Origin of the sequence: Azospirillum sp. B510 (assembly GCF_000010725.1) — a bacterium.
Classification (GTDB): Bacteria; Pseudomonadota; Alphaproteobacteria; order Azospirillales; family Azospirillaceae; genus Azospirillum; species Azospirillum lipoferum_B.
On record NC_013858.1, the window covers coordinates 400,671 to 425,964 of the forward strand.

26 protein-coding genes and 1 tRNA gene are annotated in these 25,294 nt (G+C 66.2%); 18 read left to right on the forward strand and 9 right to left on the reverse strand.

Going from position 1 to position 25,294, the window contains the following annotated elements; all coding sequences use genetic code 11:
* Positions 1-39 precede the first annotated feature (39 nt).
* Positions 40-3,729 carry a tetratricopeptide repeat protein gene (locus AZL_RS29185; protein WP_042446170.1) on the forward strand — a complete coding sequence of 1,230 codons (3,690 nt, stop codon included), beginning with the start codon at positions 40-42 and terminating at the stop codon, positions 3,727-3,729.
* On the opposite strand, the gene AZL_RS29190 is transcribed toward AZL_RS29185, so the two are convergent.
* The 5 genes from AZL_RS29190 to AZL_RS29210 are packed head-to-tail and all read right to left on the reverse strand — an operon-like array spanning position 3,701 to position 7,294.
* Positions 3,701-4,492, reverse strand: a complete 792-nt coding sequence (locus AZL_RS29190) for a MetQ/NlpA family ABC transporter substrate-binding protein (RefSeq protein ID WP_042446173.1) — start codon at positions 4,490-4,492, stop codon at positions 3,701-3,703. The genes AZL_RS29185 and AZL_RS29190 overlap by 29 nt on opposite strands.
* A gap of 38 nt (positions 4,493-4,530) precedes the next feature.
* The gene (locus AZL_RS29195; protein ID WP_042446175.1) at positions 4,531-5,199 is read right to left on the reverse strand and encodes a methionine ABC transporter permease; all 669 of its coding nucleotides are present in this window, start codon (positions 5,197-5,199) and stop codon (positions 4,531-4,533) included.
* Positions 5,177-6,229 carry a methionine ABC transporter ATP-binding protein gene (locus AZL_RS29200; protein WP_012977988.1) on the reverse strand — a complete coding sequence of 351 codons (1,053 nt, stop codon included), beginning with the start codon at positions 6,227-6,229 and terminating at the stop codon, positions 5,177-5,179. Before AZL_RS29200 ends, AZL_RS29195 begins: the two co-directional genes overlap by 23 nt.
* 43 nt (positions 6,230-6,272) lie before the next feature.
* Positions 6,273-7,064, reverse strand: a complete 792-nt coding sequence (locus AZL_RS29205; RefSeq protein ID WP_012977989.1) for a MetQ/NlpA family ABC transporter substrate-binding protein — start codon at positions 7,062-7,064, stop codon at positions 6,273-6,275.
* A gap of 29 nt (positions 7,065-7,093) precedes the next feature.
* Positions 7,094-7,294 carry a hypothetical protein gene (locus AZL_RS29210; protein ID WP_042446177.1) on the reverse strand — a complete coding sequence of 67 codons (201 nt, stop codon included), beginning with the start codon at positions 7,292-7,294 and terminating at the stop codon, positions 7,094-7,096.
* Between the two features lie 526 nt (positions 7,295-7,820).
* On the opposite strand from AZL_RS29210, the gene AZL_RS29215 reads away from it, so the two are divergent.
* The 5 genes from AZL_RS29215 to AZL_RS29235 all read left to right on the forward strand — a co-directional run bounded on the left by AZL_RS29215 (position 7,821) and on the right by AZL_RS29235 (position 11,666).
* Entirely contained in the window at positions 7,821-8,462 is a 642-nt protein-coding gene (locus tag AZL_RS29215) for a glycoside hydrolase family 25 protein (protein ID WP_052293802.1), read from the forward strand.
* A gap of 119 nt (positions 8,463-8,581) precedes the next feature.
* On the forward strand, positions 8,582-9,352 hold the full coding sequence (gene hisG / locus AZL_RS29220; RefSeq protein WP_247894542.1) for an ATP phosphoribosyltransferase: 771 nt from the start codon (positions 8,582-8,584) through the stop codon (positions 9,350-9,352).
* Positions 9,336-10,640: a histidinol dehydrogenase gene (hisD, locus tag AZL_RS29225; protein ID WP_012977992.1), complete on the forward strand. Its 1,305-nt coding sequence runs from the start codon at positions 9,336-9,338 to the stop codon at positions 10,638-10,640. The genes hisG and hisD overlap by 17 nt, the downstream gene beginning before the upstream one ends.
* 50 nt (positions 10,641-10,690) lie before the next feature.
* A complete protein-coding gene (locus tag AZL_RS29230; RefSeq protein ID WP_012977993.1) occupies positions 10,691-11,176 on the forward strand; it encodes a UPF0262 family protein in 486 nt (161 codons plus the stop codon).
* Positions 11,177-11,192: 16 nt separating this feature from the next.
* A complete protein-coding gene (locus AZL_RS29235; RefSeq protein WP_012977994.1) occupies positions 11,193-11,666 on the forward strand; it encodes a low molecular weight phosphatase family protein in 474 nt (157 codons plus the stop codon).
* Between the two features lie 48 nt (positions 11,667-11,714).
* On the opposite strand, the gene AZL_RS29240 is transcribed toward AZL_RS29235, so the two are convergent.
* Together AZL_RS29240 and AZL_RS29245 are read right to left on the reverse strand one after the other, a co-directional pair.
* Positions 11,715-11,954 (reverse strand): hypothetical protein, encoded by a 240-nt coding sequence (locus AZL_RS29240; protein WP_012977995.1) that lies wholly within the window; start codon positions 11,952-11,954, stop codon positions 11,715-11,717.
* The gene (locus AZL_RS29245) at positions 11,951-12,646 is read right to left on the reverse strand and encodes a hypothetical protein (protein WP_148219714.1); all 696 of its coding nucleotides are present in this window, start codon (positions 12,644-12,646) and stop codon (positions 11,951-11,953) included. The genes AZL_RS29240 and AZL_RS29245 overlap by 4 nt, the downstream gene beginning before the upstream one ends.
* A 250-nt stretch (positions 12,647-12,896) precedes the next feature.
* On the opposite strand from AZL_RS29245, the gene AZL_RS29250 reads away from it, so the two are divergent.
* The 8 genes from AZL_RS29250 (at position 12,897) to AZL_RS29285 (ending at position 20,922) form a co-directional block, all read left to right on the forward strand.
* Complete coding sequence (locus tag AZL_RS29250) at positions 12,897-15,290, forward strand: hybrid sensor histidine kinase/response regulator (RefSeq protein ID WP_012977997.1); 2,394 nt, start codon at positions 12,897-12,899, stop codon at positions 15,288-15,290.
* 112 nt (positions 15,291-15,402) lie between these two features.
* Entirely contained in the window at positions 15,403-16,602 is a 1,200-nt protein-coding gene (locus tag AZL_RS29255; RefSeq protein ID WP_042446184.1) for a lytic transglycosylase domain-containing protein, read from the forward strand.
* Positions 16,603-16,768: 166 nt separating this feature from the next.
* The gene (infA, locus tag AZL_RS29260) at positions 16,769-16,987 is read left to right on the forward strand and encodes a translation initiation factor IF-1 (protein ID WP_012977999.1); all 219 of its coding nucleotides are present in this window, start codon (positions 16,769-16,771) and stop codon (positions 16,985-16,987) included.
* Positions 16,988-17,012: 25 nt separating this feature from the next.
* A complete protein-coding gene (locus AZL_RS29265; RefSeq protein WP_012978000.1) occupies positions 17,013-17,651 on the forward strand; it encodes a Maf family protein in 639 nt (212 codons plus the stop codon).
* Positions 17,648-18,883, forward strand: coding sequence for a ribonuclease E/G (locus AZL_RS29270; protein WP_012978001.1), 1,236 nt, complete (start codon positions 17,648-17,650; stop codon positions 18,881-18,883). Before AZL_RS29265 ends, AZL_RS29270 begins: the two co-directional genes overlap by 4 nt.
* A gap of 30 nt (positions 18,884-18,913) precedes the next feature.
* Positions 18,914-19,156 (forward strand): DNA gyrase inhibitor YacG, encoded by a 243-nt coding sequence (locus tag AZL_RS29275; protein WP_012978002.1) that lies wholly within the window; start codon positions 18,914-18,916, stop codon positions 19,154-19,156.
* 118 nt (positions 19,157-19,274) lie between these two features.
* Positions 19,275-19,350 (forward strand) — tRNA-Phe (locus AZL_RS29280).
* A gap of 318 nt (positions 19,351-19,668) precedes the next feature.
* A complete protein-coding gene (locus AZL_RS29285; RefSeq protein WP_042446186.1) occupies positions 19,669-20,922 on the forward strand; it encodes a tyrosine-type recombinase/integrase in 1,254 nt (417 codons plus the stop codon).
* Between the two features lie 48 nt (positions 20,923-20,970).
* Here the strand turns inward: AZL_RS29285 and AZL_RS29290 are convergent, their stop codons facing one another.
* Positions 20,971-21,420, reverse strand: a complete 450-nt coding sequence (locus tag AZL_RS29290; protein ID WP_012978004.1) for a hypothetical protein — start codon at positions 21,418-21,420, stop codon at positions 20,971-20,973.
* Between the two features lie 196 nt (positions 21,421-21,616).
* Here AZL_RS29290 and AZL_RS29295 point away from each other — a divergent pair, with 196 nt between their 5' ends.
* The 4 genes from AZL_RS29295 to AZL_RS29300 all read left to right on the forward strand — a co-directional run bounded on the left by AZL_RS29295 (position 21,617) and on the right by AZL_RS29300 (position 24,250).
* On the forward strand, positions 21,617-21,808 hold the full coding sequence (locus AZL_RS29295) for a hypothetical protein (protein ID WP_042446188.1): 192 nt from the start codon (positions 21,617-21,619) through the stop codon (positions 21,806-21,808).
* Between the two features lie 11 nt (positions 21,809-21,819).
* Positions 21,820-22,281, forward strand: a complete 462-nt coding sequence (locus tag AZL_RS35955; protein ID WP_148219715.1) for a hypothetical protein — start codon at positions 21,820-21,822, stop codon at positions 22,279-22,281.
* A gap of 351 nt (positions 22,282-22,632) precedes the next feature.
* Complete coding sequence (locus AZL_RS37725; RefSeq protein WP_371304258.1) at positions 22,633-22,836, forward strand: DUF6626 family protein; 204 nt, start codon at positions 22,633-22,635, stop codon at positions 22,834-22,836.
* A gap of 73 nt (positions 22,837-22,909) precedes the next feature.
* The gene (locus tag AZL_RS29300) at positions 22,910-24,250 is read left to right on the forward strand and encodes an IS1380-like element ISAzs3 family transposase (protein WP_012973088.1); all 1,341 of its coding nucleotides are present in this window, start codon (positions 22,910-22,912) and stop codon (positions 24,248-24,250) included.
* 426 nt (positions 24,251-24,676) lie between these two features.
* Here AZL_RS29300 and AZL_RS35965 read toward each other — a convergent pair whose 3' ends face one another.
* Positions 24,677-25,186 carry a hypothetical protein gene (locus AZL_RS35965; protein WP_148219717.1) on the reverse strand — a complete coding sequence of 170 codons (510 nt, stop codon included), beginning with the start codon at positions 25,184-25,186 and terminating at the stop codon, positions 24,677-24,679.
* Between the last annotated feature and the right edge of the window lie 108 nt (positions 25,187-25,294).

The following is a 25,294-nucleotide window of genomic DNA, read 5'->3' on the forward strand; positions in this document are numbered from 1 at the left end:
CTATCGAAGCGGCAGCCCCCTCCGACCCGGCCCCGCTCCATGCCGCCCTCCGCAGCCCCCGCCAAACTGGCCGCCCTCCTGCGCGAGGCGCTCGCCCACCACCGCGCCGGCGATCTGGACGGGGCGGAGCGCGGCTATCGCGCGATGCTGGCGGCCCAAGGCGGGAACGCCGACGCCCTGCACCTGCTGGGTGTGCTGCACCACCAGCGCGGCCTCGACGGCGAGGCCGTCCGGCTGATCGGACAGGCCGTCGCCCGGCGCCCCGGCGTGGCGGAGCAGCACGCCAACCTCGGCCTCGCCCTCCATGCGCTGGGCCGGCTGGACGAGGCGGCGGCGGAGTATCGCCGAGCGCTCGCCCTGCGCGAGACCTATCCGGAGGCGCACAACAGCCTGGGCAGCGCTTTGCAGGAACAGGGCCGGCTGGACGAGGCGGCCAGCCACTACCGCCGCGCGCTCGACCTGAATGGCGGTTATGCCGAGGCCTGGGCCAATCTCGGCACGCTGCTGCGGGCGCGGGACGAATATGCCCAGGCGGAAACGGCGCTGCGCCACGCCCTGCGCCTCGACCCCGGCCATGCCACCGCCCTGACCAATCTCGGCGTCGTGCTGAAGGAGACCGGCCGCATCGCGGAGGCCGAGGCGGCGCATCTGGAGGCGCTGCGCCTCGCCCCCGACGATGCCGAGACGCTGGTGAACCTCGCCCTGCTGCGCGAGGCCCAGGATCGCGGCGAGGAGGCGGAGGCGCTCTATGGGCGGGCGCTGGCCCATGCCCCCGGCTTCGCGCTGGCGCGCTGGAACCTCGCGCTGCGGCTGCTCGGCCGGGGCCGGCTGGCGCAGGGATGGGAGGAGTATGAAGCGCGCTTCGCCTCCCGCCGCGTGTCGGCCGGGCGCAGCCTCTCCCTGCCGCTCTGGACCCAGCCTTTATGGGACGGGGCTGGCGCCCGGCGCCTGCTGGTCTGGCGCGAGCAGGGGCTGGGCGACGAGCTGATGTTCGGCACCACCCTGCCCGACCTCGCGGCGAGGTTGGGTCCGGACAGGCTGATCATCGAGGTCGATGCCCGTCTGGCCGGGCTGGTCGGCCGCGCCCTGCCCGGCGTGACGGTGCGGGCGGAGACCGCCGATCCCGGCGACGCCGACGCCCATCTGCCGATGGGCTCGCTGCCCCGGCTGCTGCGCCCCGCCCTGGCGGACTTCCCCGCCCGCGCCTCCTGGCTGGCGCCCGATCCGGCGCTGGCGGCGGCATGGGCGGAGCGGCTGGCGGCGCTGGGTCCGGGCTTGCGCGTCGGCATCTGCTGGGGCAGCCAGAACATGCTGGGCGAGCGCAAGGCCTCCTACACCGCTCTCGCCGACTGGGCACCGCTGCTGACCCTGCCCGGCCTGATCCCGGTCACCCTGCAATATGACGGGCGCGAGGCGGAGATCGCCGCCGTCGAGGCGCAACTGGACCTGAAGATCCACCGCTGGCCCGGCACCGATTTGAAGAATGACCTGGAGGGGGTGGCGGCGCTGATCTCCGGCCTCGACCTGGTGGTGACGGTGGCGAGTTCGGTGGGCGAGATGGCCGGCGCGCTCGGCGTGCCGGTCTGGCGCTTCGGCCCGCCCGGCGACTGGACGGCGCTGGGGAGCGCGGCGCGCCCCTGGTTCCCGTCGATGCGGCTGTGGAGCGCACGCCCCGGCGAGACCCTGCCCGATGTGCTGACCCGCATGGCGGCGGAACTGCGCCGGCTGCTTCCCGCCTTCCCCATCGAAGAGCGGCTGGCCGAGGCGCGCGGGCTGCACGAGTCCGGCCGCTGGCCCGAGGCGGAGAAAGCCTATCAGCGCATCCTCGACCAGGGCGGCGAGCTGCCGGCGGCCCTGGAGGGCTACGCCCTGCTTGGTCATCAGGCCGGGCGCCCCGACATCGCGGCCAGCCTGCTGACCCGCGCCATCGCGGCGGAGCCGACCGCCGACCGCCACAAGCGTCGCGCCCAGGCCCACCAGGAGATCGGCGCCCTGGCCGACGCCGAGGCCGACTGGCAGGCCGCCGCGAGGCTCGCTCCCGAGGATGTGGAGGCGCTGGGCAATCTCGGCGCCCTGCGACTGTCGCGCGGTGCGGCGGCCGAGGCGGCGGAGGTGACCGACAGGGCGCGGCGTCTCGCCCCCTTCCATGCCGGGCTCTGGGCCAATGCCGGGCTGGCGCGGCAGGCGCTGGGCGAAGCGGGGCAGCCCTTCTTCCGACGGGCGCTCGCCCTCGACCCCGCCCTGGCGGAGGCCTGGACCGCCCTGTCGGCGGAGGCTCTGCGCGACCCCGCCCAGGCCGCCGAGACGGAGCGGGCGGCCGTCCGGACGCTGCGCCTGCGCCCCGGCGACCCGGCGGCGCTCAGCAATCTCGGGCTCGCGACGCTCGCGCTCGGCCGCCCGGCCGAAGCGGTGGCGCATCTGCGCCTGGCGCTCCACGGCCGTTTGGGCGACCTCGGCACGCTCGGCAACCTCGCCCTGGCGCTGGAACGGGTGGGGGACGCCGCCGCCGCCGGGCTGGCGTGGTGGCGGGTGATCCTGTTCGCCCCCGGAGCCGGAGCCGGCTGGGCCGGGCTGGCCGACCTGCGGCAGCGGCAGGGCCGGCTCGACGCCGCGCTGAAGGGCTGGGGCCGGGCGCTGAGGCTGGAGCGCGGACGGGCGGACTGGCGCTACAACCAGGGCAACGCCCTCCACGCCGCCGGTCGGCCGGCGGAGGCCGACGCGGCCTATCGCCGGGCGGTGGAGGAGGATCCGGGCCTGACGCTCGCCGCCTTCAACCGCGGCTATGCGGCGCTGGCGCGCGGCGATCTCGCCACCGGCTGGGCCGGGCTGGAGGCGCGCTTCGCCGCCGGACAGGCCCAGCCCGACCGGCGCTTCCGCATCCCGGCCTGGGACGGCGGCGACCTGACGGGAAAGACGCTGCTGGTCTGGCGCGAGCAGGGGGTGGGCGACGAATTGATGTTCAGCGTCTGCTACCCCGACCTGATCGCGCGCGCCGGGCGGGCGATTCTGGAGTGCGAGCCGCGGCTGGTCGCCTTGTTCGCGCGCTCCTTCCCGCAGGCGACGGTACGCGCGGCGACCGGGGATCCGGCGGATGCCGACTGCCATGTCCCGGCGGGATCGCTGCCGCTGCGGCTGGGGTGGGGGCTGGGCGGCTTTGCGAAACAGGAGGGATGGCTGCGGGCGGATGAGGCGGCGGTGGAGCGGTGGCGGGGGTGGGTGGAAAGGGGGCGATCGTCGGCCCCAAACTCCACCCTCTCCATCGGCCTGTGCTGGCGCAGCGGCCTGCGCGGCGCCTTGCGCGACGCCAACTTCACAGCGCTGGCCGACTGGGCGCCGATCCTCACCCTGCCCGGCGTGCGGCTGGTCAACCTGCAATATGACGAGTGCGAAGCCGAACTCGCCGACGCTGAACAGCGCTTCGGCATCATCATCCACCGCCCGCCGCTCGACCTCAGGAACGACCTCGACGGCGCCGCCGCCCTGACCTCGGCGCTCGATCTGGTGATCTCCGCCGGAACCTCGGTGGCCGAGCTGGCCGGGGCGCTCGGCGTGCCGGTGTGGCGGATCGGACCGGCGGGGGACTGGACGGCGCTCGGCGCCGGCTGCCGGCCCTGGTACCCGTCGATGCGGCTGTTCGCGCCGCGACCGGGGGAAACGCTCGGCGACGCGCTGGACGCCGCCGGGCGTGCCCTGATGGGGCTCAGAACGCCGGAACCACCGCGTTCTTGAACTTGGTGAGGATGAACTCCTTCACCTCGGGGCTGTTGTAGGCCTTCACCAGCTTGGCGACCCAGGGCTTGTCCTTGTCGGCCTTGCGCACGGCGATGACGTTGGCATAGGGGCTGTCCGCCGATTCCCGCGCGATGGCCTCCTTGACCGGGTCGATGCCGGCCTCCAGCGCGAAGTTGGTGTTGATGGCGGCGGCGGTCACGTCATCCAGCGAGCGCGGCAGCTGGGCGGCGTCCAGCTCGACGATCTCCAGCTTCTTCGGGTTCTCGACGATGTCGATCGGCGAGGCCTTCAGGGTGCCGCCGTCCTTCAGCTTGATCAGGCCCTTGGCCTGGAGCAGCAGCAGGACGCGGCCGCCGTTGGTCGGGTCGTTGGGAATGGCGAACTTGGATCCCGCCGGCAGCTCCTCCAGGCTCTTGACCTTCCTGGAATAGATGCCGATCGGATAGACCACCGTCTTGCCGACGCTGACCAGATCGAAGCCGCGGTCCTTCACCTGATTGTCGAGATAGGGCTGGTGCTGGAAGCTGTTCGCGTCGAGATCGCCGCCAGCCAGCGCCTGGTTGGGGATGACGTAGTCGGTGAACTCGATGATCTGGATGTCCAGCCCGTCCTTGGCGGCGATCGGCTTCGCCGCCTCCAGGATCTGGGCGTGCGGGCCGGCGGTGACACCGACCTTGATCGTCTCGGCGGCAGCACCGAAGGCGAAAGCCATCGTGGCGGCGCCGGCCACCAGTGACGCCAGCGAACGGAAGCGCAGCATCTCGAACACTCCTCAGGGGTTTTGGATAGGGGTTTTGGTCAGGATTTCAGATTGCGCTTGTTGACGCGGCGGGCGATCAGGTCGCCCGTCGACTGGACGATCTGCACCAGCACGATCAGCACGATCACCACCGCCAGCATCACCTCCGGCAGGAAGCGCTGATAGCCGTAGCGGATGCCGAGATCGCCCAGCCCGCCGCCGCCGACGGCGCCGACCATGGCGGAATAGCCGACCAGGCTGACGGCCGACAGGGTCAGGCCGGCGACGATGCCGGGCAGGGCTTCCGGCAACAGGACCTTGCGGATGATCTGGAACGGCGTGGCGCCCATCGCCTGCGCCGCCTCGACCAGACCGCGGTCGACCTCGCGCACCGCATTCTCCACCACACGGGCGATGAAGGGCGCGGCGGCGACGGTCAGCGGGACGATGGCGGCGTTGGTGCCGATGGAGGTGCCGGCGATCAGCCGGGTGAAGGGGATGATCGCCACCACCAGGATGATGAAGGGGGTGGAGCGGGTCATGTTGACCACCGCCCCCATCACCTTGTTGAAGGCGAAATTCTGCAACAGCTCGCCCCGGCCTGTGACGGCCAGCATCACGCCGATGGGCAGGCCGATCAGCGTCCCGATGAGGCCCGACACCGCCACCATGTGCAGCGTGTCGACCAGCCCCTTGATCAGCAGGTCAATGATTTGCGGGGAGAGCATGGCCCAACACCTCGACACCCAGATTGTTCTCTTGCACCAGCGCCATGGCGGCCTCGACCTTGGCCGGATCGCCCAACGCCTCCACCACCAGCGTGCCGAAGGGGGCGCCCTGGATCTCGTCGATCTGGCCGTGCCAGATGTTGAGGTCCAGATTCAGCCGGCGGCTGATGGCGCTGATCACCGGGGTGGTCGCCTTGTCGCCGGTGAAGGTGATGCGCAGCACCGGGTTGCTCCCCAAGCCGGGCTGGGGCGACAGCCGGACGCGCAGGCTGTCGGGGATGCCGCGGTTGATGACGGGATCGACGAAGCTGCGGGTGGTCGGGTGTCCGGGGTGGGCGAAAATGTCGAAGACCGGCCCCTGTTCGATCACCCGGCCGCCCTCCATCACCGCCACCTTGTGGCAGATCTCCTTGATGACGGCGATCTCGTGGGTGATCAGCACGATGGTCAGGCCGAGCCGCCGGTTGATGTCGGCCAGCAGATGCAGGATCTGGGTCGTCGTCTCCGGGTCGAGGGCGGAGGTCGCCTCGTCCGACAGCAGCACCTTCGGCTTGCTGGCGAGCGCGCGGGCGATGCCGACGCGCTGCTTCTGGCCGCCCGACAGCTCCGCCGGGTAGCGGTCGCGCTTGTCGGCCAGCCCGACGAGGTCGAGCAGCGGCTCCGCCGTCCGTCGGATCTCCGCCCTGGCCATGCCGGCCAGCTCCAGCGGCAGAGCCACATTGTCGAAGACGGTGCGCGAGGACAGCAGGTTGAAATGCTGGAAGATCATGCCGATGGAGTGGCGGGCCCGGCGCAGCTCCGCCGCCGACAGGGCGGTCATCTCCACCCCGTCCACCGTGACGCCGCCCGAACTCGGGCTCTCCAGAAGATTGACCGTGCGCAGCAGGGTGGATTTGCCGGCGCCCGACCGGCCGATGATCCCGAAGATCTCCCCCCGGCCGATGGAAAGGTCGATGTCGGCCAGCGCCTGGACCGGCGCCCCGCCGCCACGGGCGGCGTAGGTCTTGCGAATGTTTGTTAGCGTTATCATCTTTTAGTCGGCAAAAGGGGACGTCCAGCGTCCCCCAGCCCCCTCACCAGGTCGGAATGATGGAACCGTTGAAGCGCGTTTCGATAAACTGCCGCACTTCGGGCGAACGATACAGCGCAATGAAGCGCTTGATCGTCGGGTCTTCCATGCGGTCCTTGCGGACCGCCCAGACAAGGTTCCATTTCGACTGGTCGTCCTCCAGCAGCAGGGCCTTCTTCGGCTCCAGCCCGGCCAGCACGGCATAGTTGAGGGTGATGACCGACGCATCGACGTCGTCGAGCGAGCGCGGCAACTGGGCGGCGTCCAGTTCCACCAGCTTGATGCCCTTCGGGTTCACCACGTCGGCGATGGTGGTGTTCAGCCCGGCTCCCTCCTTCAGCCCGATCACACCGGCCTTGGCCAGCAGGAACAGGGCGCGGGCGCCGTTGGTGGGATCGTTGGGGATGGAGATGCTGGCCCCCGGCTTCAGATCGGCCAGCGTCTTCACCTTGCCGCTGTAGACGCCCATCGGCACGACGACGCTCTTGGCGACGGAGACGATGTCATAGCCGCGCTGCTTCACCTGATTGTCGAGAAAGGGCTGGTGCTGGAAATTGTTGGCGTCGATGTCGCCGGCCTGGAGGGCCGCGTTCGGCATGTTCCAGTCGGTGAATTCGATCACCTGGGCCTCGATGCCCTCCTTGGCGGCCAGCTTGGCCGTGAACTCCAGGATCTCGCCATAGGGACCGGCCGACACGCCGAGCTTCAGCGGCGCGGCGAGGACGGCGGAGGAAAAGGCGGTTGCGGCGGAAAGCAGGCCGGCGGCGACCGCCACCGACATCAGGATGCGCTTCATCGGGACGTTCTCTTCTGATCGGCGGGTCTTCAGCGGCGGCGGTTGTCGGGTAGCCGGCTGTAATGCTGATGGGCGGCGCGCTGGGCCTGTCCGACATTGCGGAAGACGCGGCGGTCGAGATCACGGAAAGCCCAATCGGACACGAAGAAGGTGAAGCCGCCGCGCTCGGCGACGACGATGCCGGCGGAGCGGCCCTGGACTTCGATGGCGTAGGCGTTGGCGTGGGTCATGGCGAGAAACTCCCCTGGCGCGGCGGGCTCCCGGCTTCGGCGGGGCGGGCGGCGCGACGGCATTCGGATTGGGCGGATGTGGAACGGGCACTGTGTCTTGGGGCCGCGGGATCAGCGGCAACACAGGCCCGAACGCATCATGCAGGCCGGGAAGGCGGTCCGAAGCACGGCTGGGGGAGCGGGAACTCGCGAGGTCATTCCGGTCTCTCCTTCTTGAAGAGGTCCACGACCGGTATCGTGGCGCTTTAGCGTTTGGTGACGCGGCGCAAGCTGCAGGAGTCAAATTGCCGCGGGATACCCCGGCGGGGCGTCCGATGCTGATATCTCTATCTTGTTAGTCTGATTTAGACAAGCACTATATCGCAGCTTGTGTGATTTTTAATATATGACAAATTTTTGGTGTTCTTTTCCCTTTGGCTGCCGGCATGGGTGCCCGCTTTCTCAAGCGCGATTGACTCGAACAAATTGCAACCCTGATAGTTTTCTCTATCGCCATCATCGTCGACTGATTTCATTGGGGGGAATAATGGCAGTTCAGGGTTTCAACGGCGTCGTCGATATCTCCCACTATAATAGCGTCAGCAGCTTCTCCACAGTGAAGAGCGACGGTATTGTCGCCGTCATTCACAAGGCGACGGAAGGAGCCACTTACCAGGATTCGCAATATACCAGCCGGCGGACCGCCGCAAAGTCGGCTGGTCTGTTATGGGGATCCTATCATTTCGCCACCTCGTCCGCCGTACAGTCCCAGCTCGACAATTACCTTGGCTATGCCGATCCGTCCGCCGATGAGCTGATCTGCATCGATTACGAATCAAGCAGCTCCGGCACCATGTCGCTCGATCAGCTCGAAGACTTCGTCACCGGTATCCATCAGAAGCTCGGGCGATATCCTGTTGTTTACGGCGGCAGTCTTCTGCGTGAAAATCTTCAGGGCGTGACATCGACGGTTCTGTCGTCCTGCCCGTTGTGGTTCTCGCGCTACTCCAGCCAGCCGAGCGACATTCCCTCCGCCTGGTCGGACTGGACCCTGTGGCAATACACCGACGGCAGCAGCGGACCGGAACCCCACGCGGTGAACGGCATCGGAAACTGCGACCGCGACACCTTCAACGGCACCGCCGCCGAACTACAGGCGCAGTGGCCCCTCACCTCCCCGGCATCGTAACGGGATCGCCCAAGCCGTCTGCCGCGCGCCGCCCGCCGCCCGAACATCCTCCTCCCCTGGCCGGCTTCCCACGCCATGGAGAGGTGACGGGCGCGCGGAATGTGCTATCTATCGCCTCGATGGTTCATCCGGGACGGCCACACCGCCCCGGCGAGCGAAGCGAGGAGAGTGTTTTGTCCGCCGATCCCAGTCTCCAAGGGGTGACGGCCGCCGCGGTGGCCGCACCGGTCAACGACCAGCTGGTGCTGGCCCTGCCCAAGGGCCGCATCCTGAAGGAGCTGCGCCCGCTGCTGTCCCATGCCGGCATCCATCCGGAGCCGGCCTTCGACGACGACAAGAGCCGGCTTCTGCGCTTCGCCACCAACGTGCCGAACCTCAGCATCATCCGCGTCCGTTCCTTCGACGTGGCGACCTTCGTCGCCTTCGGCGCCGCCCATCTCGGCGTGGCCGGCAACGACGTGCTGATGGAATTCGACTATCCCGAGATCTACGCGCCGCTCGACCTCGGCATCGGCGCCTGCCGGCTGTCGGTCGCCGAACCGGCGGAGATGCTGGAAGGCGACGATCCGTCGCGCTGGAGCCATGTGCGCGTCGCCACCAAATATCCGGAGGTGACCAAGCGCCACTTCGCCGCCCGCGGCGTCCAGGCCGAATGCGTCAAGCTGAATGGCGCCATGGAGCTGGCGCCGACGCTGGGCCTGTGCCGCCGCATCGTCGATCTGGTCTCCACCGGCTCGACGCTGAAGGCCAACGGGCTGGTGGAGGTGGAGCATATCGCCGACGTCACCTCGCGCCTGATCGTCAACCGCGCCGCCTTCAAGACGCGGACGGCCGAGATTTCACAGTGGATCGACAAGGTCCGGGAGGCGGTGAATGCCCGTCAGGCTTGATATTCGCGACGCGGAGTTCGCCGCCGGCTTCGAGGCGCTGCTGCATGCCAAGCGCGAGGCCAGCGAGGATGTCCAGACGCTGGTCGCCGGCGTCATCGATCAGGTCCGCTCGCGCGGCGACGACGCCCTGATCGAGTTCACCGCCCGCTGGGACCGGCTGCCCCTGACGCCCGAGACCCTGCGCATCGGCCGGGACGAGATCGACGCCGCCACGGCCAAATGCTCGGCCGGGACGCTGGAGGCGCTCGACCTCGCCGCCGCGCGGATCGAGGCGTTCCACCGCCGCCAGATCCCGGAGGTCACCGATTACCGCGACGCCGCCGGCGTCCGGCTGGGGGCCCGCTGGACGGCGGTCGGCGCGGTCGGCCTCTATGTGCCGGGCGGCACCGCCTCCTACCCGTCGTCGGTGCTGATGAACGCGCTGCCGGCCAAGGTCGCCGGTGTCGAGCGCGTCGTCATGGTGGTGCCGACGCCGGACGGGGCGATCAACCCGCTGGTGCTGGCCGCCGCCAAGCGCTGCGGCATCGACGAGATCTACCGCATCGGCGGCGCCCAGGCGGTCGCGGCGCTGGCCCACGGTACGGCGACGATCCGGCCGGTCGACAAGATCGTCGGCCCCGGCAACGCCTTCGTCGCCGCCGCCAAGCGGCAGGTCTACGGCCTCGTCGGCATCGACAGCATCGCCGGCCCGTCGGAAATCCTGGTGGTGGCCGACGGGAAGAACGATCCCGCCTGGATCGCCATGGATCTGCTGTCGCAGGCCGAGCATGACAGCTCGGCCCAGTCGATCCTGATCACCGACGACGCCGCCTTCGCCGACGCGGTGGCGGCGGCGGTTGACCGGCATCTGGAGACGCTGCCGCGCCGCGGAATTGCCGGGGAGAGCTGGCGCGAGCATGGCGCCATCCTGCTGGTCGGCGACCTGATGGCCGACGCTCCGGCCCTGGTCGACCGGCTGGCGCCCGAGCATCTGGAACTGGCAGTGGAGGATCCCGACGCGCTGGCGGCCCGGATCCGCAATGCCGGCGCCATCTTCCTCGGCCGCCACACGCCGGAGGCCATCGGCGATTACGTCGCCGGTCCGAACCATGTGCTGCCGACGGCGCGCAGCGCCCGCTTCTCCTCCGGCCTCAATGTGCTGGACTTCATGAAGCGGACGACCTTCGTCGCCTGCGACGCCGACAGCCTGCGGGCCATCGGCCCGGCGGCGGTGACGCTGGCGATGGCCGAGGGGCTGGAGGCGCATGCGCGCTCGGTCGCCCAGCGGCTGCCGGGCTACAAGGACTGACGCAAGACCGGTACGAAGAAGCCAGAGAAAAAATCCGAGGGAGGCGGGGCGTGACGACGGCGAAAGGCAAACGGCGCATCACCCATGTGACGCTGGATGAGCGGACCGTCGTCCGCCACAAGCCGGAGGTGGAGCATGAGCGCGCCGTCGCCATCTTCGACCTGCTGGAGGACAACGAGTTCTGCCCCTGCGACTTCGCGGAGGATGGTCCCTATCACCTGCGCCTGTCGATCGAGGACAACCGGCTGGTCTTCGACATCCGGCGCGAGGACGGCAGTGAACTCGACCGGCTGATGCTGCCGATCACCGGCTTCCGCTCCATCGTCCGCGACTATTTCCTGATCTGCGAGAGCTATTACGCCGCCATCAAGCGGTCGACGCCGTCGCAGATCGAAGCCATCGACATGGGCCGCCGCGGTCTGCACAACGAGGGATCGGAGATGCTGCGCGAACGGCTGGCCGGCAAGGTGGAGATGGATCTCCAGACCGCGCGCCGGCTGTTCACGCTGATTTGCGTCCTGCATATCCGCGGCTGACGGCAAAGGGCGGCGCATGGCCATGGCGGCGACCCAGGTCCTCACCCCCCTGCCGGTGACGAGCGTCTTGTTCGCCTGCACCTACAACATGATCCGTTCGCCGATGGCGGCGGCGATGATGCGCCATTACCACGGCGCGCGCGTCTATGTGGATTCGGTTGGCGTCCGCGAGGGCGACGAGGTCGATCCCTTCGCCGTCGCGGTGATGGAGGAGATCGGCATCGACATCTCCAAGCACCGCTGCCGCACCTTCGAGGATCTGGAGGACACCAATTTCGACCTGATCGTCTCGCTGTCGCCGGAGGCCCAGCACCGCGCCATCGAGATGACGCGGACCATGGCCTGCGACGTGGAGTTCTGGAACACCTTCGACCCCACCCTGATCGACGGCACCCGCGACGCCATGCTGGAGGCCTACCGCGCCGTCCGCGACGGCCTGCTGGCCAAGATGAAGCAGCGCTTCCCCCTGACCCGCGGGCCGACGGTGTGACACCGACAAAGCCTTTGATCCCGGCAGGGCGGGATCAAAGGCCACTGGTCAGAAAGGAACCGGCAGGGCGGCGTACCGCTGGTCGGCCTCGGGCCAAACCTCGTCATGCTCGGCACGGAACCGCTCGATCCGGCCGATCTCGGCCGCCGAATCCCTGATCGCATCGGCCAGCAGCGCCTTCTGAATGCCGTTGGACCGGGCATACAGATCGTTCAGCCTGGCCTGCCATTCACGCCAGGGTTCGACATTCATGAAATCGGTGGGGGGAGATGGAACGCCGATGCTCATTTTCCGCTCCGCAGCGTTGTACGCAATTGCGTCGCCGATGCCGATATGAACGCGGTGCCGAGAAGCCCGGCGAAGTCATACCTGGGCCGGCACTCCGCATTCCCGTCGAAACGATAATCGATAATATCGGCGGCATGCAAGATCAGGCACATTATATGGGTGGTGAGCCACGCTGTGTCATTATGGCATGCCACCAACGGATGGGCGTTCGACCGATACCAGTCCGAAGCCATGCCCTGAACGGCATCCAGCGCCCTGTCCAGATTGCCGCGCTGACGAATCTCGGCCTGATAGCTGGAATCGTCGTGCCCATGGGCGAAGATCAGCTTGATCCCCGCGAAATGCGAGAAAATTCGCAGATCGGTGGCGCTGAAGGAAGATCCGTTGGGATGATTGTGGTGGAGAACGACAAAGTCCGAGCGATTGAGCAATCTCGGGTGAAAGTCCTCGGGAATCCAGACCTTGTCATCCAAGTGATCGGTATGGCGGAAAATCACCTTCTGCTCATTCCGCTCATAAGCATAGAGATGCTCGTGACCCGTCCTCCTCCCCTCAACCAGGACATAGGCTTTTGCGATACCGTCCAGAGTCGCATCGCCGCCACCCTCGCTCTTTTTCACCTGCATGACCATATGACGGGGAAGGGCACCGCGCGGCCCCTTTCCACTTTCCAGCGCGTGTTCTTCCGACACGGATTTTCCCCTGAGGCTGCACCCCGCCCGCACGGCCTATCACGAAAGTGGTGGTGATGGAAGGCTGGCGCTCCACTCGCCACCACACGGCCCGGTCGGCAACAAATTCGGCATTCCGCAACCCGCCGCGCGGCGCGCTGTTCACAGCGCACCCCGGCAAATGCTATTGAGCTGTGTCATCGCATCGTGCCGCGTGCCACCCTAGGCTCCCAGACGTGGACGACCATTCCCGCGGAGAGGCTCCCATTCCATGCCCGCCGGCCTGATGCCCCGCCTGCTCCGCGCCCTCAGCCCGCGCAGCCTGCGCGCCCGCCTGATGGTCGTGGTGCTGGCATCGCTGGCGCTGCCGCTGGCCGGCGCTCTCTATCTCGCCGATCAGCAGCTCGACGACCGCGTCGACGCCGCGCGCGAACTCGCCCAGCATGTGGCCGACGATGGGGTGCAGCGGCAGTTCGACCTGATCGGCGAGGCGCGGAACCTTCTGGGGGTGCTGTCGCTGGTGCCGGCGATCCGCAACGCCACGGCCTCCGATACCGACGCCTGCGTCGCCACCCTGGCGCCGATGCCGCGCCAGCACCGCTGGACCACCGGCGTCTGGCTGACCGATGTCGACGGCAACCTGATCTGCGACACCACCGGCCCCGGCGCCGGCATCTCCCTGCGCGAGCGCGAGTATTTCCAGCGGGTGCTGGACACCAGAAGCTGGGTGGTCAGCGACTTCATCATCGGCAAGCGCTCGCTGAGGCCGCTGATCATCGTCGCCAGCCCGATCATCGAAAACGGCCGGATCATCCGCGTCATGGGCGTGGCGGTGGATCTCACCTGGCTGACCGATCTGGTGAAGGTGCTGAAGCAACCGGACGCCCGGGTGATGGTCCTGGACCACAACGGCGTGATCGTGGCCCGCCAGCCCGATCCGGAAGGCTGGCTGAACCGCAACATCGGCCATATGCCCCATGTCCGGCAGATGCTGAGGGAAAAGGACGGCACGCTGGAATCCGAGGGCGCCGACAACCGCGACCGCATCTGGGCCTTCCGCCATTCGGACGAGACCGACACCATCTTCGCCGTCGGGGTACCGACCGGCCCGATCCTGGCGGAGGCGCGGCGCGACCTGTGGCAGAGCCTCGGCCTGCTTGGCATCGCCGCCCTGGTCAGCGTCACCGCGCTATGGGTTCTGCTGCGCGCCTCGGTCCTGCGCTGGGTGTGGGAACTGGGCGGGGCGGCGACGCGCATCGGCGACGGCGGCGGCGGCACCATGATCGAGGCCGACCGCGCCCCGGATGAATTCCGCGTCGTCTCCCATGCCTTCAACAACATGTCGCGCCGCCTGAAGCAGCGCGAGCAGGAGCTGCGCTCCGCCATGGAGGAGGCGCGGGCCGGCAGCCGCGCCAAGGAGGAATTCCTCGCCACCATGAGCCACGAGATCCGCACGCCGATGAACGGCGTGATCGGATTCGCCGAAATGCTGCTGGAAACCCCGCTGACGGTGGAACAGCGCCGCTACGCCTCGCAGGTGCGCGACGCCGGGCGGTCGCTGCTGACCGTCATCAACGACGTGCTGGACCTGTCGAAGCTGGAGGCCGGGCGGCTCGATCTGGTCAGCGTGCCGTTCCGGCTGGACGATCTGGCCGACCGCTGCGTCGCCATCGTCCGTCTGGCCGCCGAACAGAAGGGGCTGGAACTCCAGACCAGCATTTCCGCCACAGCCCGCGGCTTCGTCATGGGCGACCCCGACCGGCTGCGCCAGATCCTGCTGAACCTGCTGAGCAACGCGGTGAAATTCACCGACCGCGGGTCGGTCAGGCTGACGGTGAAGGCGGTCGAGGAGGAGGGCGGCAAGTCCGGGAACAGCCGCATCTGCACCTTCACCGTGACCGACAGCGGGATCGGCATCGCGCCGGACCGCCAGCGCGACCTGTTCCAGCGCTTCACCCAGCTGGAACGCGGACGCGGCGGCACCGGGCTGGGGTTGGCCATCTGCCGCCGGCTGGTGGAGCTGATGGGCGGCAGGATCGGCATGGAAAGCCAGGTCGGCAGCGGCAGCATCTTCTGGTTCTCCCTGCCGCTGCCGCCCGCCGGCAACGCCGCGGTCCAGCCCGACAGCCCCGTGCCGACCGATGCCGAGCCCGGCCGCGGCGGCGCGCGCATCCTGCTGGCGGAGGATCTGGCGATGAACCGTGACCTGGCGGTGACCATGCTGACCAGGGCCGGGCATCAGGTCGATGTGGTGAATGACGGCGCCGCGGCGTTGGCCGCGGTGCAGGACCAGCCCTACGATGTCGTGCTGATGGATGTTCAGATGCCGGTGATGGACGGGCTGGAGGCCACCCGCCGCATCCGCGCCCTGCCGGGACCGGTGGCCCGCATCCCGATCCTGGCCCTGACCGCCGGCGTGATGCAGGTCGAGGTCGAACGCTGCCTGCAGGCGGGCATGAACGCCCATCTGGCCAAGCCGCTGGAAAAGACCAAGCTGCTGGCCGCGATCGGCCGCTGGACCCGCATCGTTCATGCCGACGACCGGGATGAGCATTCCGAAGCGGGGCGGACCGGCCCACAAGCGGATGGAACGCAGGCGGATGGGACAAAGGCGGTCGGGACGCCGGCCGACGCGGCCCGTCCACAGTTGATCGCACACAGCTGACGAGTCGGTGTTATAGTGCCCGCATCCGTCCGGCCACGCTCACGCCGGTGATCCGTGGACGGCGGTTTTCCATTCCGGGCAGGCTCGGCCGCTCCTCAGCGAAGTGTACGCCATGAAGGTTGCACAGCCCCCTCTCGCTCCCGTTCCGGAGCGCAAGCCCGACGCTCCCCCCTCGCTGACCGACGGCGCCGGAGGGGAGGCGTCCTTCCGCGAGACGCTGGTCCAGACCAACCGGACCGGCGGGGCGGGCGTGCCCGTCGGCCGGGCGGCGAACGGACAGAAGCCGCCCCCCCTGCCGGCAGCCAAGCCGGCGGCGCCGATCCGGCTGGCCGACGGTACCCAGGTCCCTTTGCCGGCCGCCAAGCCGGTCACCCCGATCCGGCTGGCCGACGGCACGACGGTGCCGGTTCCCGCCGCCAAGCCGGCCGCTCCGCCTGAAGCGCCGGCCCTGCTGGCCTCCGACTCCGGCTCCGTCCCCGAAGGGCCGGAGGGAACGGGGGCCGCCCCGCCGCGGGCGCCGCTGCCCGGCCTGAAGCCGGCCGTCCCGCCTCCGGCGCAGAAGCCCGCCGCGAGCTCGCAGAAGGTGGCGGAGGCGGTGAAGGCCGTCACCTCCGACGACCCGGCGGCCAACCGCGTGCTGGTCGCCTCGCAACAGGTCGCCGGACTGTCGGGCCACAGCTTCACCGCGATCCTGGCCCAGGCCACCCAGGAAAGCGGGCTGGACAGCGCGGCGAAGAACAGCAACAGCTCCGCCGCCGGCCCCTTCCAGTTCCTCGAATCGACCTGGCTCGACCTGTTCCGCCGCCACGGCGCCGCCTATGGCCAGGGCGAACTGGCCTCGCATATCCAGATCCGCAACGGGGTGTCCAGCGTCAAGGATCCGGCCATCCGCCGCCAGATCCTGGATCTGCGCCATGACGTCGACCTGTCGGCCGGCATGGCCGCCCGCTATCTGGCCGAGGGGCGCGAATCGCTGGAGAAGCGGCTGGGCCGCAAGGCCAGCGAATCGGAAAGCCGCATGGCCTATGTGCTGGGGTCCGGCGGGGCGGCGAAGCTGATCCGCGCCGCCGAATCGACGCCGGGCGCGGTCGCCGCCGATCTGCTGCCCAGTGCGGCGAAGGCCAATCACAACCTGTTTCATGACCGCTCCACCGGCCGCGCCCTCAGCGCGGCGGAGACGGTGACCCGGCTTACCCGTCGCATGGAGATCGACCAGCGCGAGATGTTCGCGGCGATCGGCAAGGCGATGGACCAGCCGCGCCGCTTGGAAGAAGGCGGCGCCTCCCCGCTCAACCCCTATCAGTCGGTCTGACGCGAGGGGAAACGGCGGGCTCAAGCGCCGGATCCGGCGCACAACGCGGGGCTGCCCCGCGCGGACCGCTGCGGCTGAACGCATCGGCGGTGGGAATCCCCCTTGACCCGGCGGCTTTGGAAGGTCAGTTATTGCCGCGAAACTTTTAGGACGGACATAAGGGCCTATGGCAAAGGAAGATCTGATCGAGTTTTCCGGGACCGTCGTCGAATTGCTTCCGAACGCGATGTTCCGGGTGAAGCTCGACAACGATCATGAGGTTTTGGCGCATACCTCCGGCAAGATGCGCAAGAACCGGATTCGCGTCCTGGCGGGTGACCGCGTCAATGTGGAAATGACGCCGTACGACCTGACCAAGGGCCGCATCACCTTCCGGTTCAAGTAGCATTCCTGCTGCATCGCGGTTCCCCGTGACGATCCCGTCCAAGGCGCCCCGACTGGTGCTGGCTTCGGCCTCGCCCCGTCGGCTCGACCTGCTGCGCCAGATCGGCATCCTGCCCGACGCGGTCGACCCCGCCGATCTCGACGAAACGCCGTTGCGCGACGAACTCCCGCCCCAGCACGCCCTGCGTCTGGCGGCGGAGAAGGCGTCGTGCGTCGCCGCGCGCCATCCCGACTCGTGGATCCTCGCCGCCGACACCGTGGTCGCCTGCGGCCGGCGCATCCTGCCGAAAGCCGAACGGGAAGAAGAGGCGCGGCGCTGCCTGTCGCTGCTGTCCGGCCGGCGCCACCGGGTGCTGGGCGGCATCGTCCTGCTGGTTCCGGGGCCCGACGGCCATCGCCGGATCGACCGGCTGGTCCGTACCGACGTCACCTTCAAAGTGCTCGACCGGGCGGAGACCGACGCCTACATCGCGTCGGGCGAGTGGCGGGGCAAGGCCGGCGGCTATGCTATCCAGGGCCGGGCGGCGGCGTTGGTGCGCTGGATCGGCGGCTCCTACAGCAATGTCGTCGGGCTGTCGCTGCACGAGGTCGCCGGCATGCTGCATGGCGCCGGCTTCCCGCCCCCCTCACCGTCCGACCATCCATCCGCCCCATCCGAACAATGAGCAGGCTCGAGCTGCTGGTCGACCGCGACGGCCCGCTGACGCGGGCGGCGGTTCTGGCCGACGGCCGCCTGACCGATCTCTACATCGACCATGCTGACCGTCCGTCGCTGCTGGGCGCCATCATCCTGGGCCGGGTGGAACGGATCGCCACCGGCCTGAACGGCGCCTTCATCGATCTCGGGAACGGCCTGCCCGGTTTGCTGCCGGCGGCCGACGTGCGCCGCCCAATCCTTGACGACGATTCCTCCCCTTCCCGCCCGCCTCGTCCGGGCGCCAAGCCTGCCCCCATCGGCGCGCTGCTGCGCACCGGCCAGCCGGTGCTGGTTCAGGTGAAGGCCGACGCCGTTGGATCGAAGGGTCCGTCGCTGACGATGGACATCACCCTGCCCGGCCGTTTCCTGGTGCATGCGCCGCTCGGCCGTGACATCGCGGTCTCCAAGCGCCTCGGTTCCGGGCCGGAGCGGGCCGCCCTTGCCCACCGCATCGAAGCGCTGGTCACCGGTGCCGGCTGGATCGTCCGGGCCGGCGCGGCACAGGTGTCCGATGCTCTGCTGGCCGCCGAATCGGAGGCGCTGCATCTTCAGTGGCGCGCCATCCGCGACGAAGCCCGCGCCGGCTCCGCCCCCCGCCCGCTGCATCCCGGCCCCGACGCCCCGACCCGCGCCCTGATCGAGCAGGGAGCCGCCGTTCCCGCCACCATCCTGGTCAACGACCCCGCCCCGCCCGGCCGGATCGCGGTCGGCGATGGACCATTGCTGTCGGGCCTGCGCGGCTGGTGCGGCCATCACGCCCCTGATCTGCTGCCACGGCTGGACGGCCACCGGGAGACGCAGCGGCTGTTCGACCTGCGCGACCTCGACAGCGCCATCGCCGGGCTTCTCGACATCCGGGTGCCGCTGCCGCTCGGTGGATCGCTGGTGATCGAGCGGACGGAGGCGTTGACGGTGATCGACGTCAATGCCGGGGAGCGCGGCAATCCGCTGGAGGTCAATCTCGACGCCGCGGCGGAGATCGCCCGCCAGCTTCGCCTGCGCAATGTCGGCGGCATCGTGGTGGTGGATTTCGTCAACATGCGCGGCCGCGGCGATGCCGAGCGGGTTCTGGCCGCCTTGTCGCAGGCGGTGGACAGCGACCCGGTTCAGACCCAAATTTACGGCATGTCCAAATTGGGCTTGGTCGAACTGACCCGCGCCCGCCGCGGCACGCCGCTGGCAGCCCTGCTGCGACCCTGACCGCGCATAGTCCGTTACGGAGGCCTTTCCTTGTCCGATCCCCAATCCTCTGGCGCCCCACAGCGCGCCCACACCCCTGCCGGCACCAAGGCGGGCACCAACTGCCCGATCTGCGGCCGTCCGACCGAACCGGCGACCCGCCCCTTCTGTTCCAAGCGCTGCGCCGACATCGACCTGTCGCGCTGGCTGGGCGGCGTTTACCGCATCGAGAGCCCAGAAAACCAGGAAAACCCGGCCGATCCGGCCGGATCCGACCCCGATGAGAGGGTGTGAGACCGGCCGGATTTTTTTGTGAATTTTTCTCTGGACAGCCCGTCCGAACCTCTCTAAAAAGCGCCCCACACGACGCGCCGCACCGACCGAAACGGTCACCCACCAAGCGGCGCCGGATGCCCAGGTAGCTCAGTTGGTAGAGCAGGGGACTGAAAATCCCCGTGTCGGCGGTTCAATTCCGTCCCTGGGCACCATTCTCCCTTCTGTTTCAAAGGGTTAGTGGTGCGCTAGTTGCTTACTGTGCTTAGCACAGTGCTAGCACAGCGACACAAGATTAAATTCCTACATCTGCTAAGCTGCTGTTTTTGCTCGCTCCGCGCGCTATACGTTATTGCGTAATAGCACAGCGTAAGCACAGCCCTCCGAGCGGTGTGATTGCATGTGGGCGACGCTTTCAGCACGCCCTTCAAAGCGCGCACATGCCTGTCTCCCCCGCTGCTGCGCCGCCCCTCCACAAGTAGTTTAGCCATCAGTAAACTGCTACTTTAAGTGATGAGAGCGTGGGAGCCTCCATGACCGAGTCGTTCCAACTGTTCCAGCGTGCAGGCAGCAGCAAATGGTGGGTGCGCTTCAGTATCAAGGGCCAAGGGCAAATCCGAAAGTCCCTGGACACCACCGACCAGAACGAAGCGCACCAGCGGGCACGCAAGGCGTTTTATGAAGCCTCCTACCGGGCTGAGAACGGGCTGACAGCGACCGTCGTCAAGTTCGCCACGGTGGCGGAGGAGTTCATCGCCAAGATCGAACGTGAGGTGAAACGCGGCGAACGGAACGTGGCGCAAGGGCAGAAGGCTCCTGCCATCATCCGGCGCTACTTCGTGGGCTATTTCGGCGACCGCCCGGTGGACGGCATCACCGACCGTGACGTAAGCGCCTACATCGAGTGGCGCAAGGACTACTGGACGACGGGTCCGGGCAAGGACGTCGCGTTCATCCCCTACATGCGGGCTGGCAGGCAAATACGCCGCCCTGTCAGCAAACGCGATGTGCCCAGCCTGTCCCGCCAGCGGAATGAAAGCGTCCTGCTGCGGCAGTTGCTGCGCTTCGCTGCCAAGCAAGGCTACATCAAGCAGGCGGCAATGCCGGAGATCGAGGTGACGAAGGCGCCCGACGTGCCCCGCCCCAGCTTTACAGCTAATGAATTCGGCAAGCTGACGGAAACGTCCCTGGCGCGCATTTCCGAAACGTCCAACGACCGCGTCCGACGCGACCGTGCCATTCTGCACGCCTACATGATGATTGCAGCCTTCACAGGCTGCCGTCCGACGGAAATGAAGGGGCTGAATTGGGGCGACGTGTTGGGCTACCGTGACGGGCGTGAGAAGCCCTTTGCTGAACGCGACATCCGCGTCCGTGTGCGTGGCAAAGGCAAGTTTCGCACCTTCATTCCGCTGGAGGCGGCGCTACCCTCCTTCGACCTGCTGTGGACGTTTGCTAAGAACGCCCTGGGGCGGGAGCCGATCGACAGTGACCCCGTCTTTGTAACCACGCAGGGGAAGCGGCTGGACAGCGTGAAAAGGAGCCTGAGCGAGCTGCTGAGCGCATGCGACCTGCTAACCGATCATCGCGGCGTGCGTCGCACCTCCTACTCCTTCCGCCACTTCTACATCAGCCAGCAGTTGATGGCGGGAGTGGACATCTTCATCCTCGCGCAGAACACGGGCACGAGCAGCGACATGATCCACCGTTTCTATGCGGACGTGAAGCTGGAGTTGATGAAGGACCACCTGCGGCCGGAGTGGCAGAAGCTCCACGCCACAGTATGACGCACAGAGGCGGGCAAGGCGTCCAGCCCTACCCGCCTGCCCTCTCTGTCACTTCTTCACCGCAGTGCGCGGCTTCTTGGTCGGCTTGTTCTTCTGGTTGGCCTTCAGCGCAGCGTCCAGTTCGCCGGCGTTCACGGCCTGCACCAGCGTGTCGATCACGGCGGGAAGCGCATCCAGTGTGCCGACCTCCACGACCTTCTGACCGTTGGCGATCACGACGGGCGTGTTGCAGTAGCTCATCTGGAAAAGGTAGGCACCATTGACACCCTTCCAGAACCATTTCCGGGGCTGCTTGGAACGCTGAACCAGCACCCGCTGCCCATCCTGCTCCTCGTAATGGCGGACCATTACGGTGTGCTGCCGCCCCTCCAGTTCAGCGCGGACCATTTCCGCCTGCTGATGGAGGGACGCAATGACCTTTTCGCGCATCCGTCCTTCGGCGGAAACTTCCCGCTTCCGAGCCACGTTCACCAGCTTCAAAGTATCCAGCGCGCCCATGTTGTTCACCCTTTGTTTGCGTTGCTGGTCAACGTCTAACACGGGCAGGCCATATGTCTATCGATTTGATCGGAATATGGCAGGAGTTGGATAATCGAACTCGCCCATGGGGCGGTTGCTTATCTCCATGGCTTTCCCGATTGGTCATAAATAAAGACGGGTGCTAACGGGTTAGCTTATAATGGAGACGTTCTGTATGCGCTGGGTAGACATAGTTGGTTACGACATTTTTGAAGATATACAGGCGTTAAGGCATCAAGAGGATGCCATCAAGCGCCAACAACGCCAGATCAATATTCGCAAGAAGCAGGTTTCTGCCGCAAAGGCCAAAGAAGCCGCAACGCGCAAGCAGAAGGAACTATCGGACATTATGAGCAAAGGGATTTAATGATAGAGACTATGGGTGCCTTTAAAGGTCAGGGAGAAACGGAGCTGCAAAAGGCTTGGGTTCAATTTCTAAAAGAGCAACACCACAACATAGCAGTTTATCTGACCTTTAACGATTATATAAAGGCGGAAGCAGCGACGGAAATATTGCGCAGATACATGGCGAAGGTGAACGGTTTGATTGTCGGTCGCAATTGGGATAAGCGCAGCAACACACGCATAAAGGGCTTCTTTGCTATAGAACACATGAATAGCAACTTGCATTTCGGCGGAAGCGTACGTGTCACAGGAAGAGACGTATGGGAAGCTGCACGCATTATGTCAGCGGCTTGGACGGAAATGGTCCCAAAAGGCAGCAGCAACATCGGTCCGATCCGTGATGAGACAGCTTGCCATTTATACAATACGAAAGAGCTGCGCTCCGCGAGCGCACGCGACAACTGGATTGATACGGAGGTGTTTTGGATCAAATAGGCAGAAGGTAGTCTGCACTTACGCGAAGCGTTGCAGGCGGAGCGCTGCTGTTGTGGTAGTGGTTGCTGTGGGTTTTAACCCATAGCAACTTTTATCATGCAAAAAGATAACAAGAACTTCATTACATACAAAACCACCTATCACTCCACACAGCCCATAGGCAAATCTGTTACATATAAGCCCATCACCTACTATCTCGTACTGAAGCCCATTCCACAGAATCCATTGCCTACATGACAATTCGAACTGAGGGAATGGCTTTATAGAGATGCACTACGGGCTAAACAAACACCAACGAAGTTATTTTTGCTCCATACATAAACTAATTTACTTCATATAGGGAGATAAGGCATGTCGCTAATTGATTTTATATATGCAGAAATGAAGAAGCTTGGCTTAATGGAAAGCCAAAATGCATTCAGCGAGATATTCTTGGGGAAGAGCAAGCGTTATTACTCATTCTTATTAGCAACAAGGCGAGAGCCGCCATTGCATGTGCTAATTTCCCTGGGACTACGCCTAGCCGGGAAAATTCATGAGGGTTGGCGGGTGTAGCGGCATCCGTTGAGCGGCCGTAGGATTTGGGTGCTGACGCCAACTCCTGCCGTTTCCGGAGCGCCCACCCGCCATGGTTGATCATACCCTGCCGCTGCCCGGCCTGTCACCCGTTGCTGGAAAGCCGGTGATCGGGCGCTTTGATGGCGGCCGCCTGTCCTCCGATGGCGGGCTGCTGGTGCTGCGGGAGGTGGCGAAGCGGCTGCGGATTGCCGATCGGCTGGCCGCCTGTATTGAGGACCCGCGCGATCCAACGCGCACCGTGCATTCGCTGGCCGACATCATCGGCTTTCGCCTGCTGGCCATCGCGGCGGGCTACGAGGACGGCAACGACGCCGGCAGCCTACGCTCCGACCCGCTGTTCAAGATGGCCCTGGAACGCCTGCCGTCCGAGCGTGACCTTTGCTCGCAAGCCACCATCTCGCGCCTGGAGAACCTGCCGGATACCCGCGCACTGCTGCGCATGGGCCGAGCCATGGTCGATCTCTACTGCGCGTCCTTTCGCCAGGTGCCCAAGCGCATCGTGCTGGATGTAGACGACACCTTCGACACGGTGCATGGCGGTCAGCAGTTGCGCCTGTTCAACGCCCATTATGACGAGTACGGCTTCCAGCCCATCGTTGTCTTCGACGGCAACGGCCGCTTTGTCACCGCTGTGCTGCGCCCAGCCAAGCGGCCCAAGGGGACGGAGATCCGGACCTTCCTGCGTCGCCTGCTCCGCGCCATTCGGGCAAACTGGCCCAAGACCGAGATCCTGCTGCGCGCCGACGGCCATTACGCCTGCCCGGAGGTGCTGGACTGGTGCGAGGCGGAGGGGCTCGACTACGTGCTCGGTCTGCCGACCAGCAGCACACTGCGCCGTCACGTCACCACGCTGGAGGCCAGCACCGCGGCGCGCTTCCAGGCCATGCCCGGAGCCGACAAGGTGCGCCGCTTCAAGGAATTCTATGACGGGGCCAGCACCTGGAGCCGGGTCCGCCGCATCGTCGCGCGCGTCGAGGCAGGAGACCAGGGCACCGACAGCCGCTTCATCGTCACCAACCTACGCCACGGCACGGGTCGCTGGCTGTATGCCGGCCTGTATTGCGCGAGGGGACAGGCGGAAAATCATATAAAAGCCTGGAAATCCCACCTTGCCGCAGACCGGACCTCCTGCACCAAGGCGACGGCCAACCAGTTCCGCCTGTTCCTGCACGCCGGGGCGTACTGGCTGCTGTGGAGCCTGCGCTCGCTGATGCCGAAACGCTCCCGCTGGCGCACGGTGCAATTCGACACCTTGCGGCTGCGCTTGGTGAAGACCGCCGCGCGTATCGTGGAGATGAAGACGCAGATCAAGGTGCACCTGCCGACCAGCGCGCCTGATCAGGCGATCATCCACCTCGCCCTCGGCCGCATGCCCCGGCTCATCTGCTGAGCACCGGGGCAGCGTGCCCCAGCCGTCACCCAATCCCCTCCACCACCAACTCCGACACCGTCACGCCGCCGTCAGCGCGGCGGCCGACGACGCGCGCCCATACAGCCCAACGTTGATCATCTCAACGCGGCGACCAGACCGCTCGCCACCCTGGTGAATAAAGGCGGCTAGAGAGATTGGCCGAGCAGCTTGACGTTCATCAGCAATGGATGAGGGAGCACTTGAGAATGATGGCAGGAGAAATCCGCCGGGAAGCTGATCGACGCAGCTTGCTTACCATCCCCTGCCGCCGCCACAGCTCGCCACCTGTCTCGATGAACGCCTGCCCGCTATGCCAGTAGCTCCACCAGAGTCAAAGCGTGCCCAGGCGCTTGCTACGGCCCTGGGCGTGCTATGGGAGTTGGATAATCGAACTCCTCTTCCGGGCTACCCTCTCAAAAGAGCCAGCATGGGGAAAAGCACGGAGGCAGAAGCAATAACCAACACCATGATTGCCGATCGCCTTAGAATTTGGTCCTTGGGCAACCAATCAGCACTTACCCACATCCGAATGGCGTGCGCGACGATAGCTGGAGCGCCATACATCTGGATACCGATAACGAGTAGCTGAGCGTGGAAGTTTGGACTTGGCGTGCCATAGACAGCCCAGACCGTAGCAATTGACTGACTGGTTACAAACCCAACAGCTCCTCCGAGAAGACTATTGGTAATCGGTGCAAGGGCATGGCTGCTACGTAAAGCCCGCCAAATGCCTGCCGGAAACATGGTGAGAAGGACAGCGCCGCAAAGCAAATACCAAGCGAATTCGTTTTGCGGTTCCTTCACAAAAACTCCAAAGATCACTGTGATAATCAATGGCGGACCATAGACGGCCACCTCATCTCCCCAATGGCTCTCCTTGTTTACAACCTCTTTCATGGCATCCATGAACTGCATAATTCACCCTCCATTAAAGTGAAACGCTTGTTCAGGTGCTGACATACATGCCGCAAGTGGAAGATTAACACTTTGGATATAGATTTCCGATAAGGATCTGCAACTCAG